Annotated in this window: 18 protein-coding genes; 2 read left to right on the plus strand and 16 right to left on the minus strand. The window is 34.5% G+C overall.

Annotation, left to right across the window (positions count from 1 at the left end; all coding sequences use genetic code 11):
- Positions 1–33 precede the first annotated feature (33 nt).
- The 3 genes from ACN1CN_RS07295 to ACN1CN_RS07305 all read right to left on the minus strand — a co-directional run bounded on the left by ACN1CN_RS07295 (position 34) and on the right by ACN1CN_RS07305 (position 4,835).
- Positions 34–510 (minus strand): DUF6265 family protein, encoded by a 477-nt coding sequence (locus tag ACN1CN_RS07295; protein ID WP_419135178.1) that lies wholly within the window; start codon positions 508–510, stop codon positions 34–36.
- 142 nt (positions 511–652) lie between these two features.
- Positions 653–2,953 carry a DNA topoisomerase 3 gene (locus tag ACN1CN_RS07300; protein ID WP_419135179.1) on the minus strand — a complete coding sequence of 767 codons (2,301 nt, stop codon included), beginning with the start codon at positions 2,951–2,953 and terminating at the stop codon, positions 653–655.
- A 439-nt stretch (positions 2,954–3,392) separates the two neighbouring features.
- Positions 3,393–4,835 (minus strand): hypothetical protein, encoded by a 1,443-nt coding sequence (locus ACN1CN_RS07305; protein ID WP_419135180.1) that lies wholly within the window; start codon positions 4,833–4,835, stop codon positions 3,393–3,395.
- A gap of 316 nt (positions 4,836–5,151) precedes the next feature.
- Between ACN1CN_RS07305 and ACN1CN_RS07310 the strand changes: the two genes are divergently transcribed.
- On the plus strand, positions 5,152–5,943 hold the full coding sequence (locus ACN1CN_RS07310) for a DUF5995 family protein (RefSeq protein ID WP_419135181.1): 792 nt from the start codon (positions 5,152–5,154) through the stop codon (positions 5,941–5,943).
- A 259-nt stretch (positions 5,944–6,202) separates the two neighbouring features.
- On the opposite strand, the gene ACN1CN_RS07315 is transcribed toward ACN1CN_RS07310, so the two are convergent.
- From ACN1CN_RS07315 to ACN1CN_RS07335, 5 genes are all read right to left on the minus strand, one after another.
- Positions 6,203–7,282, minus strand: a complete 1,080-nt coding sequence (locus ACN1CN_RS07315; protein ID WP_419135182.1) for a hypothetical protein — start codon at positions 7,280–7,282, stop codon at positions 6,203–6,205.
- Between the two features lie 158 nt (positions 7,283–7,440).
- Entirely contained in the window at positions 7,441–7,860 is a 420-nt protein-coding gene (locus ACN1CN_RS07320) for a lysozyme inhibitor LprI family protein (protein WP_419135183.1), read from the minus strand.
- A gap of 542 nt (positions 7,861–8,402) precedes the next feature.
- Positions 8,403–8,837 (minus strand): RidA family protein, encoded by a 435-nt coding sequence (locus ACN1CN_RS07325; RefSeq protein WP_419135184.1) that lies wholly within the window; start codon positions 8,835–8,837, stop codon positions 8,403–8,405.
- A gap of 173 nt (positions 8,838–9,010) precedes the next feature.
- Positions 9,011–10,495: an NACHT domain-containing protein gene (locus ACN1CN_RS07330; protein WP_419135185.1), complete on the minus strand. Its 1,485-nt coding sequence runs from the start codon at positions 10,493–10,495 to the stop codon at positions 9,011–9,013.
- Positions 10,492–11,352: a pentapeptide repeat-containing protein gene (locus tag ACN1CN_RS07335; protein ID WP_419135186.1), complete on the minus strand. Its 861-nt coding sequence runs from the start codon at positions 11,350–11,352 to the stop codon at positions 10,492–10,494. Before ACN1CN_RS07335 ends, ACN1CN_RS07330 begins: the two co-directional genes overlap by 4 nt.
- A 324-nt stretch (positions 11,353–11,676) precedes the next feature.
- Here ACN1CN_RS07335 and prfA point away from each other — a divergent pair, with 324 nt between their 5' ends.
- Entirely contained in the window at positions 11,677–12,753 is a 1,077-nt protein-coding gene (gene prfA, locus ACN1CN_RS07340) for a peptide chain release factor 1 (RefSeq protein WP_264523293.1), read from the plus strand.
- Positions 12,754–13,203: 450 nt separating this feature from the next.
- On the opposite strand, the gene ACN1CN_RS07345 is transcribed toward prfA, so the two are convergent.
- From ACN1CN_RS07345 to ACN1CN_RS07380, 8 genes are all read right to left on the minus strand, one after another.
- Positions 13,204–13,554 carry a hypothetical protein gene (locus tag ACN1CN_RS07345; protein WP_264523294.1) on the minus strand — a complete coding sequence of 117 codons (351 nt, stop codon included), beginning with the start codon at positions 13,552–13,554 and terminating at the stop codon, positions 13,204–13,206.
- An 11-nt stretch (positions 13,555–13,565) separates the two neighbouring features.
- Positions 13,566–13,958: a hypothetical protein gene (locus tag ACN1CN_RS07350; protein ID WP_291285167.1), complete on the minus strand. Its 393-nt coding sequence runs from the start codon at positions 13,956–13,958 to the stop codon at positions 13,566–13,568.
- A 39-nt stretch (positions 13,959–13,997) separates the two neighbouring features.
- Entirely contained in the window at positions 13,998–14,282 is a 285-nt protein-coding gene (locus ACN1CN_RS07355) for a YtxH domain-containing protein (protein ID WP_264523296.1), read from the minus strand.
- Positions 14,283–14,330: 48 nt separating this feature from the next.
- Positions 14,331–14,483, minus strand: coding sequence for a lmo0937 family membrane protein (locus ACN1CN_RS07360; protein ID WP_264523297.1), 153 nt, complete (start codon positions 14,481–14,483; stop codon positions 14,331–14,333).
- A 33-nt stretch (positions 14,484–14,516) separates the two neighbouring features.
- On the minus strand, positions 14,517–15,158 hold the full coding sequence (locus ACN1CN_RS07365; RefSeq protein ID WP_419135187.1) for a porin family protein: 642 nt from the start codon (positions 15,156–15,158) through the stop codon (positions 14,517–14,519).
- A gap of 38 nt (positions 15,159–15,196) precedes the next feature.
- Positions 15,197–15,763 carry a DUF4142 domain-containing protein gene (locus tag ACN1CN_RS07370; RefSeq protein ID WP_264523299.1) on the minus strand — a complete coding sequence of 189 codons (567 nt, stop codon included), beginning with the start codon at positions 15,761–15,763 and terminating at the stop codon, positions 15,197–15,199.
- A 143-nt stretch (positions 15,764–15,906) separates the two neighbouring features.
- Positions 15,907–17,691 (minus strand): CHASE3 domain-containing protein, encoded by a 1,785-nt coding sequence (locus ACN1CN_RS07375; protein WP_419135188.1) that lies wholly within the window; start codon positions 17,689–17,691, stop codon positions 15,907–15,909.
- A gap of 10 nt (positions 17,692–17,701) precedes the next feature.
- Entirely contained in the window at positions 17,702–18,151 is a 450-nt protein-coding gene (locus ACN1CN_RS07380; RefSeq protein ID WP_264523301.1) for a response regulator, read from the minus strand.
- Between the last annotated feature and the right edge of the window lie 16 nt (positions 18,152–18,167).

The raw sequence follows: 18,167 nt of genomic DNA on the forward strand, positions 1-18,167 counted from the left end.
AACTTAGTTTACTTTTGAAAAAAACTTAATTGGCTATTTCTTCGTCATCACAAATTTTTCCGAACTTGGTTTCCCATTCAAATTCCCTGAAATCTCAGCAGTTAAAGTATTATTTGCACCTTTTGTATAGGTTATCTTTTGTGGATAATCGTGTTTAGGATTCTCGAAAACCAATTGTTTGTCAGACTCAGCTGTTGCCGAGAAAGAAACAGGTTTATCATTATTTTGACCTTTTACGGTTGCAATATAAGTTAGCGTTTCGTCTTTTTGTGTTAAAACGATACTTTCGAAATGAATGGTGTCTTTTTCTTTTATAAAATAGGAAGAAGCACTAAAAGTACTATCGTTTAGTTTTTGCCAGTTCTCGGTCAGAACACCCTCTGGAGATTTGTTTTCCCAGTTCCCGATGAGCCAGTCTGCAACTTTGATTTTATCTTTCTCAACGGATTCCTTTTTTTGACAAGAAACAGCAGCTAAAACAAGGGCTAAAAGAGTAATTTTCTGAAACATATTTATGAGTTTTGGTTTTAAATGGAAGTACTAAAGTATGAAAAAGAATTGGTTGTTGTGAATTGTAAACAGTAAACTGTGAAAAGTAAAATGGGCAATGAAACACTGTATCTTACATTTTACATCTAACATTTCACATTTTTTACATCTCACAAAGAATCGAATAAACCAGTTCTTTTGTTGGTTTTTGATCTTTTAGTTTGGTTCTGACATCATCAAAAGTAACTTTAAAATCACAACCTGATTTATATTCACTACAGCCGTAGGCGGTTTTTCCTTTCAGAATTGTACCCTTTTTACATTTCGGACAGGTTAATTCATCTGATGCTGTGGAAGCTTTTACTTTTGGAGTTGTTTTCTTCGTTTCTAATTTGAGTTTGTAATTTTCTTCAAAACGAATCAGGCCTTCAACAGTTCCTTCTTCGGTTTTAAAACCTTTTATATTTACTGTTGATCCTTTTTGAACTAATCTTAAATATTGATTTTCAGATATTTTTTTCTCCGCAAAAGTATAAGGCAGCAGAAAATCGCAACCCGATTTATAATTACCACATCCAAAAGCCGATTTCCCTTTAATTAAAGTCGCTTTCTGACATTTCGGACAGGTTTCGGCTAAAATACCTGCGGCTTTCTTTTTCTCTGCTTTTGCAAAAGGTTTTTCGATTGTTGCAGCATGTGAAATATTGGCATGTCTGGTTTCGCTTCGCACTTCGGTAACCAGAGCCTCGACCATGCGTTTCATGTTTTTAATAAACGCTCCGGCTGTATAAGTCCCTTTTTCGATGTCTTTCAACTGCTTTTCCCAGGAACCGGTTAGTTCGGCCGATTTGATAAGTTCGTTCTGAATAGTATCAATAAGCTGAATTCCGGTTGGTGTTGGTAAAACCTGTTTTTTGTTTCGAACGATATACTGACGTTTGAATAGTGTTTCGATAATATTAGCCCGAGTTGACGGGCGTCCAATACCGTTTTCTTTCATCAGTTCGCGCAGATCTTCGTCATCTACTTGTTTGCCTGCAGTTTCCATGGCACGTAACAATGTTGCTTCGGTAAACTGATTGGGTGGTTTGGTTTCTTTTTGCAAAAAAGAAGGCTCGTGCGGACCTTTTTCTCCCACCACAAAACTGGGCAGTAAATCTGCCTCTCTTTCTTTAGCGTTCGGATCTTCGAATACAACGCGAAATCCTTTTTTTAAGATCTCTTTTCCGGTGGCTTTAAAAGTAACATCGGCTGCTTTTCCAATTACTGTGGTATTAGCAACCAAACAATCGTCATAAAATACGGCAATAAAACGTTTTGTAATAATGTCATAGACCTGCTGTTGATTGAATTGCAAATGGGCCTCTATTCCGGTTGGAATAATCGCATGGTGATCGGTAACTTTTTTATCGTTGAAAACCTTTGGCGATTTTTTTATTTTTTTCTCTAAAATTGGCTGAGTTAATTCGGCATATTTGGATAATTTTTGCAGAATTCCCGGCACTTTTGGGTAAATGTCATTTGGTAAAAAGGTAGTATCGACTCTGGGATACGTAACTACTTTTTGTTCGTACAGAGTTTGAACGATTTTAAGCGTTTCATCTGCCGAAAATCCAAATTTAGTATTGCAGTATACTTGTAAACCAGTCAGGTCAAATAGTTTTGGAGCGTACTCGTTTCCGTTCTTTTTTTCAACTGAAACAATTTCGAATTCGCTTTCTTTGACTTTATTGGCTAAAAGCTCTCCGTCTTCTTTTTTTAGGAAACGTCCTTCTTCATAACTAAAGAGAGTCTCTCTGTATAAAGTCTGTAACTCCCAATAAGGCTGAGGTTTAAAATTTTCGATTTCTTTAAATCTATCGACAACCATGGCCAATGTTGGTGTTTGCACACGCCCAATAGACAATACTTGTTTGTAACCACCATGTTTTACGGTGTACAAACGTGTAGCATTCATGCCCAGTAGCCAGTCACCAATGGCTCTTGAAAATCCGGCGTAAAACAAATTATCGTAGTTTTCGGATGGTTTCAGATTTTCAAAACCTTCTTTTATGGCTTCGGTGGTTAGGGACGAGATCCACAAACGCTGTACTTCGCCCTTATAATCCGCCTCATTCATCACCCAACGCTGAATAAGTTCTCCTTCCTGTCCGGCATCCCCGCAGTTGATAACCACGTCGGCTTTGTCGAATAGACTTTTTACGATTTTAAATTGCTTTTGGATTCCTGAATTTTGCACTACCTTGGTTTCAAACTTCTCAGGAAGCATGGGTAAGTTGTTCAGATCCCAGCTTTTCCAGTGAGGTTTGTAATCATTGGGTTCTTTTAAGGTACATAAATGCCCAAAGGTGTAAGTTACAGCATAACCATTGCCTTCAAAATACCCATCGTGTTTGGTATTGGCTCCCAAAACGGATGCGATTTCACGTGCTACACTTGGTTTCTCAGCAATACAGACCTTCATTTTTCTCTTTCTTATTCGAAAGCGAAATTAGGAATTTTAAAAGTGGTATTGAAATTATAGGGTTATAAAGTTGCAAAGAGGCAAAGGAGCAAAGGGACAAAGGTTTTTTGTTTTCCGCAGATTTACGTGGAGTGATTTTATAGAATTTATTTAAATCTGCACAATCTGTGAGCGAAAAGAAGCACATAGCTATGTGGTTTATTTTAAGTGAAACATCTTTTACAAGCATTTTGAGCTATGTCTCTATGTGTTAAAAGATCCGTACAGAAAGAATTAAGAATTAAAGATTAAAATCTGCGAGATTTGCGAGAGGAAAAAACTTTAGATGTTTTTAATCTTGTAGCCCTCGAATAAAACATAAAAACCACAAACAGTAGCTTGTGGTTTTTTGTAATTATAAATTTCAGCTTTGCCTTAAAGTAAAAGGCTTGCTATTGGGTTATTTTAATTTTAGACGCAAATTGGATTCTCTCAAGAATTCATTAACATGTTCTTGTTTGATTTGTGTTCTGTTTAACCCCTTCAGACTGCCTACATATCCTGTAAAAACATGGCTTATATTGAGGGGAGTAACAACTCCTTTATGAGATGTATTGTGGCAAAAGAAGCAATTAACAAGATCGTTAACTGAAGTTTTGCTTATTGTTGTTGGACTAAATCCTGCCTGAACATAGGTTTCCATCGTAATATTGTAGGCTGCAACGGAACCTCGGGTTAATTTTCCAGGGTTAGAGTCTGAAAGAGTATCAGATAACGTATTTAATAAGGCCGCTTGAGCCTGAGTAGTATCGTATCCTGCAGTATTAATCCATAATGAACCATTGTAAAAATAATTGTTCCAGATACCTTTCAGCTGTGTTTTAACGCTTTGATTAATCGTACGAATATTATTGAAGTTTTGCGAACCATTTTGACTCGTTTTCATATAAACCTGAACATTATGAGAACCTTTCGTTACTTTTTCAACAGGAACACCATATTTGTAAAGAGAAAAGATATCGGTATAAATTCCATTTTTTGTAGTTATATTTTTAACGGTTGCAGTGTTGTTTTTATTAAAAAAAGGATAATCAACGGTACTCGTCACCGGTGCATCAGTGGTTGGCGTAGCTTTTGACCAATCGTAAGCAGGTGCAAGATTTTCATGTTCAAAAGTAGCCCATACAAATTCGGGGTGATTTTGTACAACTCCAACGACATGCATCCCTAAAAGTGCTACTCTTTTTTTCACTCCATTGATTACACCCTGAGTAATAAAATAGGAAGAAGGATCTTTAAGAGCACTCGCATCAATCCATGAGGTTTTAAGTTCTAAGGAGCCTACAGGAAAAGTTATATCTTTTATTTTGGTAGGATCTTTTTTTGCTATTGGACCATATTTTAGCATGGTTGAGTACATAAGATTGTCCATGAAAATAGAATAATAAACCGTAGTAGATTTAGGAACACCTGATGTATATTTAGGGGTTTTTAAAATATCCTGGGAAGAACTTGCCTGAGCGGTATCTCTTAGAACAACAATTCCTTCACTTGTATCTACTTTTTTACCTTCCGCAGTCACCTGAATCAAATTGGAAATAAATAACGGTTTTCCGTTGACTTCATTGGTGAGCCAAAGAAACTTTTGCCACGACCATTGATGAAAGTCACAATTCGTTACAGTTGTATTGTTGGCAAATGCGCTCGTTGGTCCTTCATTTGGCGGAGGAGTCTGGCGGGTGTTGTTGACCATCGTAAACCAATTAGCAGGAGCTAAACAGGTAGAAGTAGCGGCACTTTTATTTACAGTTGTATAAGTGTCCTTTTCTGTCTTTGGATCCTTTTTGCAGGCACAGAAGACGATTAGCGTGATTAAAAGCAATACCTTTTTTGTAGTTTTCATGATAGAGGGGCTTTAGTTCGTTTTTGTAGTTATTTTTTTTGAATAGTTGAAAGTAGGTAATTAAGAAACTGACTTCTTAAAAAATGTCTTAAACGCTCCATTTTTAGGTATGAAGCCCAAAAAATGGTGTATTAATAAAACAGTAATAGTGCTACAGCCGGAATATCCTTGCCGGGAAACTTCCGAATGCTATTCAATAGGAGGTTTTGGAGTACTAAGTTAAAAAAAATAACAAGATAATTGCTTCAAAAAATGCATTTTGAAAGATTAAAATAATTATATTCGTTCTGCCAAAACTAATCTTAACCCATTAGAAATGAATATAAAACAAGCTACGACTATAGAGGAAGTAATTCAGCTACTGGACGAAATAATAGAACTGTCAAAGATAGAGCAAAGCGCTATAGGTCTGTTTGCTACCCTATATCGCGAAGTTACGGTGAGCGTAAAAGAAGGGATCCAGAATGGTTCTTTTCAAAATGGTGAACGCATGGAAAAACTGGATGTTATTTTTGCCAATCGGTATTTAAAGGCTTATTATCAATATAAAGCCAAAGAAAAACCATCGGAATGTTGGGGTTTTGCTTTCGAACAAGCCGAAAAGTTTTGGCCGATAGTGCTGCAACACCTATTACTCGGAATGAATGCTCATATCAATCTGGACTTGGGTATAGCTGCCGCTGAAATTAGTACAGTAGAAGATATAGGAAGTTTAAAAGCCGATTTCGATAAAATAAATACTATTCTAAGCAGTCTCGTAGGAAGCGTAGAAAAGTGTTTGATTAAAATTTGGCCAACGCTTACCTGGATATTAAAAATAACAGGTAAAGCAGACACCTTTTTTATTGACTTTAGCATGGAAACCGCAAGAGACGGAGCCTGGAAATTTGCCAACGAATTTGTAGCGGTTCCACAGGACCAAAGAGAAGCCTGTTCACACGAAAGAGATGTGAGAATAACCCAAATAGCCCGCTTAGTTTCAAACCCGGGATATTTTGTGAGTGCTGTTTTCAAATTCATTCGTTTGTTCGAAAGAGGTACAGTGGCTCAAAAAATAATCGATATGCAGATTGTTGAACAAAAAAACTTGGAATGTGCTGTTGCGTGATTGTAACTTCCATTAGAAATGGTTCTAATTGTAACAATAGATTTTGATCGCGCTGTATCGATATTTCTGACTTTTACTCTAATTCATGTTTGTACAATTAATTCCTTTAGAACGAGTAGTAAAAAGGTCTGTGACTTCTACCAGAGATATGGTTTTTAAGACGCAAAAAAAATACGCAAAGTCAAAGACATTTGCGTACTGTTAATTTTAAACATTTCTTAGGGCCAGTGCATTGTGGAGCACTATTGCCTTATAAAATCTATTTTTTATGAGACTCCAACTTTTTAATTTTGGCTTTCAGAATTTTTAATTCTTGTTCCTGATTCTCGTTTTTCTTATTTTGCTCAATGATGTAAAGTGTCATTTCTTCCATTTTTTGTAACAACTTCATTTGAAACTCTTTCACATTGAGCCCGTTTTCAATCATTTCTTTTTCCGGTGCTATTTCAGGTAGGTGTTGTTGGGTGGTTACAAATTTTTCAAGTTCATTTAAACTCATTAATTTATAATGCTTTTTGAATACGAAATCTGGAACACAGGTTCCTTGCATACAAACTTTAACTTCAGAAGCACGAATTGTTCCTTCAACATCAAGCTTGTAGGCAGGAGTGTCAGTTCCTATTCCTACTTTGCCATCTGAATTAATGGTAAGTTGAGTTGATAGTACTCCTGCTTTTGCGGTCTTAAAAGCCAAATCTCCATTTGAAGCACCCGCCGTTTTGGCAATGCTGATTATTTCGGCGGTATCAAAATTAGCATCTGCGGCATTTATATGAAATTTCATTCCAACACCTGTTCCTTGCCATAGACCTCCGGCATTATCATTTAGTACCAATTTAAGCGGAAATCGATATTGATTGGCGGTTAATATATCTTCGGTCTGGGTAATATTTAATTTTTGATCGGGATTTACTTCTCCGATCCCGACTTTGCCCTCTGAATCAATCGTAAGTTGTGTTGATAGTATTCCCGCTTTTGCCGTCCTAAAGGCCAAATCTCCATTTGAAACACCCGCCGTTTTGGCAATGCTGACTATTTCGGCGGTATCAAAGTTGGCATCTGAGGCATTTAGATGAAACTTCATCCCAACACCAGTTCCCTGCCATAAACCTCCAATATTATCATTAAGTACTAATTTAAGAGGAAAACGATATTGATTGGCAGTTACTATATCATCTGATTGCGTAACGTTTAATTTTTGATCGGGATTTACTTCTCCGATACCAACATTACCTGAATTATAATAAATTTTCCCAGGTGTTGAACCACTCCAGTTTTGGGCATTTACGGATAAAATGGAGCTCAAAAAAACGAGACCGATTAGAATTTGTTTTTTCATTTTTTATTTATTCTATATGATTGTTTACTATTTAAAAGAGGATTTTTAAATGGAAGAGTCCTGCTGTTGGATATCTTGCGATGAGAACACTTCAGAAATGGAGGAATTAAATATGAATTTATAGCGGCGAAATTAATATATTCTCTATCTGACACCATCTAAAAGTCCAACATTTTGTAATATTGTTGTAATTCGATTGCTCTGGTTTTTACGATTTCTTTTTTTCTGTTTTCGGCAACAGTGTACCACATTGTTCCTTGTTGAACTTCGAAGTAAAATTTAGAAATAAAAGCGTATTCTTTATCCCGATACTTCAACCATTGCAATTGGGATTCTTTCAGACTGTCAAAAGCTTCTTTTGGGAGTTTTGCTTTTAACAGGTTGTAGTATTTATTCAATTCTTTATCCCAGGATTCACGCGCTTGTATGGTACAATTACACATATCGGCATTCGAGATATCATCTTTGTTCAGACATTTAGATTCTAAAACATCAATTGGATTTTCATTTTTCTTGTTGGTTTGCGAAAAGGCAATGATCGAGAAAAAAAGAAAAACAGTGACAAGTGTTTGGTTCATAAGGTTGAGTTTAAAACCCAAATATATTACTGTTTTGTTTTAAATGTGTATTTGTAGTTCAGTAAAAAAATATGCTGCTGACGCAAGCGTCCCGCTTGTCCATGCAAAGAATACAAATTAATATTAATATGCAAAACAGTTTGATCATAATCTCTATAATTTTTTATTAAAAAAATCATGAGAGATCGTATGCTTTAATTCCGTAGGAATGAAATATTTTGTAGCAACGGATTTCAATCCGTTGAAAAAAGGATTTTGGGTTTTAAAAGTTCCATAGGAACGGCATATATTTTAGGTGTTAAAATATATCGAACCGCTGGTTCTCTATGCTCAATGTGCATATTCAAATTGGATTAAAATCCAATTCTACAATATTGATTGAGCCTACGGCTCTTTATTGTGACTATAAATTTTTTAATTCCAGTCACAATTTTTAAGTTGGGACACTTTGTAGAGCCGTTTTTTAAATATCTTGTTTGATATTTAAGTTGTGCTTCTATTTTGATAGATTTATCGATTATAGGTAACCCTATTTAACCCAATTATTTAGGCAGATGTGCAACCAATTCAACCTCTAATTTTGCTTGTGGCATGTATAATTGTACTATTTGTACCCATGTAGCCGCAGGAAAATCACCATTGTAGAATTTTTTTCTAACGTTGTTGTACTTTTTCATGGTCTCAATATCTGTTGTATATAGATTTTCTTTTACAACATTTGCAAATGTGGCACCATAACTTGCTAGTGAAGCTTTTAAATCGTTATAGACAGCTGTGATTCCTGCCGGAGTTAGTTCGCTTGTTACAGCACCCGAAATGTAAAGAACATTGTCCACTTTTAAAACCTGAGTATAACCGATAACGGTATCTTGTTTGGGTTCATTGTTCCAATGCCATTTTTCCTTTTTTATTTTGGCTTCTTGCGCAAAATTGGTACTAAAAACGAATAAAAAAGAAAGTAAAAGAAGGTGTTTCATAGTGGTTTGTTTTTTAGTTGAATTGAGTTATAGGGTTTTATTTAGTTAATGCAAGTTGCTTGAAGTCTCCCAACTTTGTACTCATTACTATATTGCGTTATAATTCTTGCTTATTGGAATGGGTACGAAGTCGGTAGACTTCGCACAGCATAGGGTGTTGTGTATGACTATTACTAAGTAGAAAATAATTCACCTAAATCATTATCTGATTGAATTCTAAATTCTTTTTTTAATCTTGCTACAAAATCTCTATAACCATATTTGGAAGTAAATTCAAACTTATTTCTCAATAGTTCTACAATTAACGAGTCCGACGGTAGATATGAATTAGGAAACGAATAATTTTCTAATTTTGGAATAATGAATTCTTTTATAAGCATTTGAAAATCTAGCTCGGCAAGAAAATTTAATAGACTAGAGCTTAAGGATAACTTTTCTTCACCTAAAATTTTATTGTAGAAAAGACTTTTTTCTTTTTGTGGTAATCTGGATATAAATAATGCAGCTAAATATTCTAATATAAGTATATGCACAAATGAGTAAAAGTCTCCGTTGACAACTAATACATTAACTGTTATTGTTAAATCATAAATTAGTTTGTCATTTTCAAATTCTAAGATTTGGTTGCGTTTAATCAATTCTAACTCTTTTATTAAAATATCTTTTGAAAAGGTATTTTGACCAGTTATTAATCCTCTAAAAGCTAAAATTGTTGCGACTCTTTCCAATTCATCCTTATTAAGGCCAGAAAGTTTTGGTCGTACAAATCCTAATTTTGAAACTGCATCGTGTTTTGAAAAAAGAGTATCAATAATATTTCTAAAAAATATTGATTTATTTTTTGGAAAATTTGTTTCACTATGATTTACAATGTAATTAATATAGATTGAGAGAAATAGAGGTGTTGTCATATATTGATGGAAATAATCATCATCTTCAATAGATTGAAAAAAAATTTCCTTCTTACTATTAGATAAATTAAGTTGTTCAATATATAACACTATATCTATCTCAGAAAGTGGAGCTATTTCACAGACATGAAATTCAGTTAAACTTTCTACATTTGTTCCTGGTCTAGATGATATTACAAAAAGATTGTTATTAAAATTAGATATAAAATTTTGAATTTGATTTATAACATTTGATCCTTCACTATAATTAATTTCATCAAAACCATCAAATAGGAACAAAAAATTTCCTTTTTTAAAGAGTTCAATAACTTTAAATCGTGATTCGTTGCTGATAATTCCAGTGATAAAACTTTCAAAATCTATATTTTCAATATTAAATAATCTAAGTTCTACATATACTGGAATATAATCTTCTCGATTTATACAACTAATTGTTAGGAATTTTAAGAAAGTTGTTTTTCCACTCCCAGCATTTCCTAATATTGCAATTTTATTATATTCATCGAAAAGATCCATTGGATTTTTTTGACGAATTCTCTTTTGATTAATTGTTAATGTAATAGGAATGTAATTGCGAAGAAAATCAATTGGTTCATTTCTAAATAATAGATTTTTAGTAAGTCTGAATTTTTCATAAGTATTATTTACATAGGACTGTATCTCTTCTTTCAGTTTCCATTTTGTAGATTCGTGTAAAATTATTGGAGAAATTGAATCGAAAATTTTGTCAATAGTATACTGTATCATAAATTTACAAGATTTTGAAATTCTAAAAATTCAGCTGGTACACCAGTAGGGGCCAAAAAACTATTTGGTAATCTATTTTCTAAGTAGCGCCAATCTGTTAGATAACTTATATCGCATCTTTCAAATGATGAATCTTTAATGTTAGTACTGTGAACTTTTGCTCTTAAAAAATTGCAAGAAATAAACTTTGATCTTGATAAGTTACTTTGAGTAAAATTAACGTCTTCAAATTTACATTGTGTAAAATTTGAATCAACCATTTCCATTACGTCCATATTACAATTCATAAAATCTGCATTAGAAGCTATAATTTTATTCAGTATTGCTTCCTGGAAATTTGCACTATGAATTGTAGAATTACTTAGGTTTGTATTTTCAAGTTTGGCACCTAACATTCTACAACTAGTTAAAGTAGACTTATTTAAATTTGCGTTTGAAAGATTACTATTTATTAAATTCGCATTTGTTAAATTTACATTTTCTAAATTTGCGTTTGATAAATCTAAATTACTAAGATTTGCATTTTGTAGGTCTGCATTTTTTAGAGAACCGTCTTGTAGCCAATTATTTTCACGTAACTCTTTTAAAGCTTTTGAAGTTAAACTTCTTTCTTCACTACCCAATTCGCGTATTAGTCTTGATTTTAGACTTTTCTTTTCTTTAATTTCATATAATTGATCAATTAAAAGGATAGTTATAGCAATACTAATAAATTCAGCGCAAAAATTGGAATATAGGTTTCCAATTAATATATGGTATGGTGCATCAGAAGGATATTTATGAAAAAAAACTAATCCAATTCCTGTCAGTAAAAAAAGAATTCCTGTAATTTTAATTTTATCTATTTTTTTTATCACGCAATTTTATTTTAAAAGTTATTTCTATTGGTAGTATTTAAAAATTTATGTCCATTTGTTTTGATTTTCATGTTATTAAAATATGCAAATTACAAATATAGTTTGATTTAAATAAATTAAATTAAGGGGAGAATGTAACTGTATATAAAAAGATATTAAGCTTGATATTTTAAAGAAAACAAACATCGTACATAATTTAAATCTACCACCAAGTAAAAACCCCTGTTTTGCAAAATAAAAAGAGATTAAATTTCTGAAAAAAACAACACTAGAATTTTCAACAAAAATTTTGTAATTTTGCAGTCCAATAAAAGGAATTAGAAAATGTTAGATAGACTTCAATATGTAAAGCAGCGTTTTGATGAGATTTCGGATTTGATTATTCAGCCGGATGTTATTGCTGATCAAAAACGTTATGTGCAACTCAACCAGGAATATAAAAGCATCAAAGCTTTGGTTGAAAAAAGAGAAGAATACATTCTTGTTTTAGCAAATATTGACGAAGCAAACGAAATTATTGCTGACGGAAGCGATGCAGATATGACCGAAATGGCCAAAATGCAGCTTGACGAAGCAAAAGAACGCTTGCCGCAACTGGAGGAGGAAATCAAATTTATGTTGATTCCTAAAGATCCTGAAGATGCTAAAAATGTAATGGTGGAGATTCGTGCCGGAACGGGTGGGGACGAGGCTAGTATTTTTGCAGGGGATTTATTCAGAATGTACACTAAATACTGTGAATCACAAGGTTGGAGAACTTCTGTGGTTGATATGAACGAAGGTACTTCGGGAGGTTTCAAAGAGGTTATTTTTGAAGTTACCGGAGAAGATGTGTACGGAACCCTGAAATTTGAAGCTGGTGTGCACCGTGTACAACGTGTTCCGCAAACCGAAACACAAGGTCGTGTACATACCTCGGCAGCAACGGTAATGGTTTTACCGGAAGCAGAAGAGTTTGATGTACAAATCGATATGAACGATGTTCGTGTAGATTTCTTCTGTTCGTCAGGACCTGGAGGACAATCGGTAAATACAACGAAATCGGCTGTACGTTTAACGCACATTCCTACGGGATTGGTGGCGCAATGTCAGGATCAGAAATCGCAGCATAAGAATAAAGATAAGGCGTTAACGGTTTTACGTTCCCGTTTGTACGAACAGGAATTGGCTAAGAAAGAAGCAGAAGATGCTACGAAACGTACGTCTCAGGTAAGTTCTGGTGACCGTTCGGCTAAGATTCGTACCTACAACTACGCACAAGGTCGTGTAACCGATCACCGTGTTGGTTTAACTTTATACGATTTAGGAAACATTATGAATGGTGACATTCAGAAAATTGTTGCCGAACTTCAGTTGGTGAACAACATGGAGAAATTGAAAGAAGCTTCGGAGGTTTTCTAATAAAAGGTACTGAGGGGCTGAGGGGCTAAGTTTTTTAGGTTCAGAGGCGCAAAGGGACAAAGTTGCAAAGGATTGATTTGTTCCAAATCAATTAAGATTTATATAGCAAAAAGAGCGTATTTCAACTGGTTGAAATACGCTCTTTTTTTATTTTCTCTGTAGTAAACCTATGTGCCTTTGAACCTTTGCACCTCTGAGCCTTAAATAAAAAAAACTCAGAACCTTAGCCACTCAGCACCTCAGAGAAAAAAATATATAGTGAAGGATATTAACCGATTAACCGTTTGTTTATAAAACGTATAAAGCAAGTTAGATACCTAAAAATACTCTTGTGAATTCAAAACATTTATAAAGATTAGAGTACATGTACACACCATTTTTGACTATTATTTCGCTTAACTTTTCCATAATAATTAAATTTTAGTTAGACCATTACTCTCGTGACGATTTTTAGGGTGCCGAATCTTCGTGGGAAGGCTCGTGCGGTTTCGAAACTATATTGGTAACGACAAGCTGTAGTAAGGATCCGAAGATGTTTTTGAAAGTAGATTTACTTTTTCCTACCACAAATCTTTTGGCCAGATAACCAATTCCGATACTGATAGCCGACTGTGCCAGATGGCTTTTAAAACCAACTGTTTCGTTGATTTCTTCGACTGTGTTTCGAATGAGGTTAAGAGGTTTTAAATGCTCTTTAATTTCATCGATTTCGTCTTTAATCGAACACCATTCGGCGTCTTGGCGGTTTTCTAAAAGCTGAATCTTCCGGTCCAGTGCATCAAGGGTGTAAATCGTTTCCATAACCGTCTTTTTTAGTTTTTTGACTGACTTACATCAGAGTTGGCTTCTCTTTTAGTTTCTTTTAAAATACTCGAAACAATCATGTTTCCAATTGGGGTTTTAATAAGTCTGTGGTGCAGTTTGTGCAGCACTATGGCCACAATGAGATAAAAAAGTGCCAGTATAAAAAAACCGTAATAGTATTCGCCTAATTTTTTTCCAATCCATAAACTGATCCCAATATTGAGGAACAAGGTAAAAAATGCAACAACAGCTCCAACCGCGATCCTAGAAGTCAATGTCGATAAAACATCTGCTGATGCTGATACCGTTTTGAGCTTAATTAATTCTAAACTCGTTTTGGTATAGTTTTCTGCTTTCTCGTAAAGATTTAAGTTGTCGTTTGTTGTTGCATCTGATTCCATGATAGAGGGGTATGTTTAGGATTTACAAAATTCACTTTCTTAATAGTTCGATTTTACAGCTTTTGCTTCATCTTTAATTGCGTTGAAGTCTTCTTTTGCCTGGCTGAATTTTGCTTTTCCTTCTTCGATAATTTCTTTACCGTTTGAAGTAATTGTGCTTACAATTCCGTCGAACTTGTTTTTCAGATTGTCTCCGTAATCTTTAGACTTGTCTGATATTTTTTTTCTGGTATTTGATCCTTTGTCCGGTGCAAATAAAACACCCAAAAAAGCTCCTGCCGCTGCGGCTCCTAAAATTCCTAAAATTGTGCTGCTCGTTTTCATAATATTCGATTTAGTAATTAATATAAAGTGGTTAATAGTATTTGTATTTTAAACTTCACGACCTTTAATAAGTCGGAGTAGTATAGCAATAATGGCAATGACTAATAAAATATGAATGATACTTCCCAGGCTGTAAACAAAAAAGCCTAAAGCCCAAAGTATGATCAGAATTACTGCGATGGTATATAATAAATTTGACATGACTTGTGTATTTAGGGTTAATAAAATCCTTTTCTAATTTAGCTTATACGAAAGATACAAGCTAAGGTTGCTGTTTTTTGCGTCCGGAAAAGTATAGGTTGTTCCGGCAACAGTTCTTTCCTTTCCAACGGTTGTTAGTCCGTAATTGTAACGTAAACCGATGCTGATTGGGTCAAAATCGACTCCAACACCCGCTGCCAGACCGGCATCAAACTTGTTCAGATCATCGGTATCGATTCTTTGCTCGAAGTTGATATCTCCGCTACCCGTAACTTTTGAACTTACGAGATAAGAGGCGTAACCACCGGCATGAATATTAAAATTTTTGGTGATATTAACTCTTACCAACAATGGAACTTCGATATAATTAAGCTTGAATTTTGAGTCCCCACTGGCAAAAGCATTATTGTATTCTAGTTTGGCTCCTTTTGTGGTAAACAGGATTTCCGGCTGAATGGCAATAAAATCAGAGATTGGTAAAGTTGCATAAAGCCCGGCATTGAAACCATACAAGACATTGTCGTCGTTGGCATCATTAGAATACAAATTCGACATGTTGAACCCTCCTTTGATCCCGTACTCGGTATTTACATTATTGTTTTGGGCCTGCAGCATTCCAAATGAAGCTGTTAAAAAAAGGGTTAAGGCGGATAAAAAATTAAAGTGCATTTTCATAGTTAAATAGTTTAGTTAATAATAGCGTTTAGAGGCGTTTAGAGTACTATTTTTGATTTTTGTATTTCTCTTGAAAACTCATATTGTTGTGGCAGATACTGTAAAACCATTTTCAGAATCGTTTGGTCATTTGTTTCTTTTGAAATGGATTCCAATAACCGAATCTGTTCTTCCAATGATTCATGCATCGAATCTAAGTAAGCGTGGTTGAAATTGTATTCATTGGCATCAATCAAATCGTACAGGTCCCGTTTTCGGGTCGCGTTGATTTCAGTAATAATAATAAGCTTTCTATTGGCCAGATTGGTTATTTCCTGTAACAACAGATTTTGATTAATTTCGATTTTTTTGCTTACTTCGAGAATGGTACTGTCAGAACTTTTTTGTTGTGCAATTTGACTTTTAGAAATAATGGATTGACTTACATTTGCCGCCGCAATAAAAAAAAAGGCTTCAATTTCTTCTTTTTCATTTTTGGTAAAAGTTTCATTTTTTAAAGAAGTTTCTATTGGATAGCTTTTTTTACATGATGCAACAAAAACTAGGGTTAACAATAAAAATATTGCTTTGAAAAAAGATGCTTTTACTCTGGGGATTGCTTTCATTATTACTTCATAAAGTATTACTTTACAAAGATGGCGACGAATAGAAGATTTTGCTTTACAGCATAAAAAAGAAACGTTATATAATTCCCATAAAAGATTTATACAACGTTTGTTATGTGGTTTTTAAAGGCTTTTTTGAGCGACTAATCCGGAAGGAAAATGGTGAATACAGAACCCTGATCCGGTTGACTGTCGGCCATGATATACCCCTTATGATTGTCGACAATTTTTTTGCAGATGGCGAGACCAATTCCTGTTCCCGGATAATCGGTTTTGGAGTGCAGTCGCTGGAACAATACAAAAATGGTTTCTTTAAATTGAGGATCAAAACCCATTCCGTTGTCTGTGAAAGTTATTTTGTGGAATTTCTTCACATTCTGATCCAATAGTTCGGGATAATCTACAGAGAATACTTTTTGGCTCTCAATTGCAATTTCGGGTGCAATATTCGGACGGTTGTATTTTAAAGAGTTTCCAATAAGATTGATAAAAAGCTGCTCGATCTGATACGGAATAACGGACAGTTTGGGCAATTTAGTAGTGGTAATGACTGCTTTCTTCTCGTCGATCATTTCGGTTAATTCTGCTTCGGCATTTTTAAGCAATTCATTTAAATTTGATTTAATGAACTCTTTTTTGGTCGTATTGGTTCTGGAGAATAAAAGTAAATCATCAATTAAAACACGCATTCTTTTGGCCGAAACTTCAATTTTGGCTATGTAATCTCTGGCGCTCTGTGACATAACAGCTTTGTCGGCATCAGAAACTCTGGAGATAAAAGTCTGGATTTTTCTCAAAGGTTCCTGTAAGTCATGACTCGCAACATGGTTGAAAGAAGCCAGTTCTTTATTGCTTTTTTCCAGTTCCAGATTACGTTCCTGAAGTTCTATATTCAGTAAATGTTCGTCGGTAATGTCAAAGTTGATGCCCAGTAAAATTTTACTTCCCTGTTGGTCTGTTAATAATTTTCCGGTGGTTTTAAAGTGTCTGACTTCCTGATTCGGAAGCATAATTTTATAATAAACAAAAGGCAATTGCTCGTAATTGAGGATTCCTTCCATCGATTTTGCAACTGTTACTTTGTCCTCAGGATGCACAAAGTTCAAAAAAGTACCCTTTTCAGGAACAAAAGCGTTGGGTTCGTACCCCAGTAAACGATATTGATTGTCGGAATAATCGATCTTGTTGGTGTCTAAATCCCATTGCCAGGTACTGAATTTACCGATAGATTCAGATTCTGCCATAAGTCCGCTGGAAATCAACAACTGCTTGTTGATGATTTTCAGACGTTCAAAATCACGACTGATTTGTCGGTAAGCCAATAAAATAAAAGTGAGGGCAACCAGAAACAGCGAAATAGAAAAAAGCGGGCTCAGGGAAATTTCGGCATCGTAAATTTTTAACCTTTTGGCCAGGTAGCTTTTTTCGCTGTCTTTCATTTCGTCGACTTTAAAACGAATGTTTTCCATCAAAATTCGTCCCCCAAACATATAATTGTCGAGTTTTCGTTTGTCGTAAGTTTTGGGATCGCTGTATTTGAGACAATTTTCAAAAGAAACAAAACGCTGAATGATGAGCTTGAATAACCTTTGGAGGTTTTCCTGCTGTTTTGGATTGTCAGCCGTTAATTTTTTTAAAGTGATGAACGAAGTGTTTACCTTGTCACGCGAATAAAGGTAAGGAGTTAAAAAACGGGCATTACGGGTTATAATATAACCGCGCTGTCCCGTTTCGGCATCCTTTATAGCTGACATTAACCGTTCTAGCTGAATGTTAATTTCATACGTATGCATTACCAACTTACTGGACTCATTGAGGTCCTGGTTGTGTTTGTAAGCGATAGAAGAAAGAAACAACAGAATGAAAACTGCGATTACAAAAATAATTCTCAAAGAGTTTGAGGAATTAAAATTTGGGATCCACTTCATTGGTGTTTTACTATTTTAGTCGCAACAGGAAATTATCACGATTTAACCCTGAGGTATGATAGTGCCAGTTTACAGTAACGACTTCATTAATTATTTTTTTGAGATTATTAAAATCACTTGGCTTTTTAATGTAAATATTCGCTCCCTGAATGAAGGTGTCTTCAATATCTTCTTCAGAGGAAGAAGTAGAGTAGATGGCAATAATAATGTTTTTTAAATGCTCTGTTTTTTTAATTTCGATTAAGCATTCTTTTCCGGTTTTCTTAGGCATATTTAAATCCAGAAATAAAATATCAGGTAACGTATTGTCTGGATTCATCAAATGATCCATTAACTGCATTCCGTCATGTGCAAATTCTACTTTTGTCTGGATCTTTATCTCTTCAAAGGCATCTTTAAAAAAAAGGCGATCGTCTTCATCATCATCGGCCAATAAAATATGTAATGCGTTTTTTTGCATTTTAATGTGGGTATTT

This window comes from Flavobacterium sp. T12S277 (assembly GCF_048514875.1).
In the GTDB taxonomy this organism is placed as follows: Bacteria; Bacteroidota; Bacteroidia; order Flavobacteriales; family Flavobacteriaceae; genus Flavobacterium.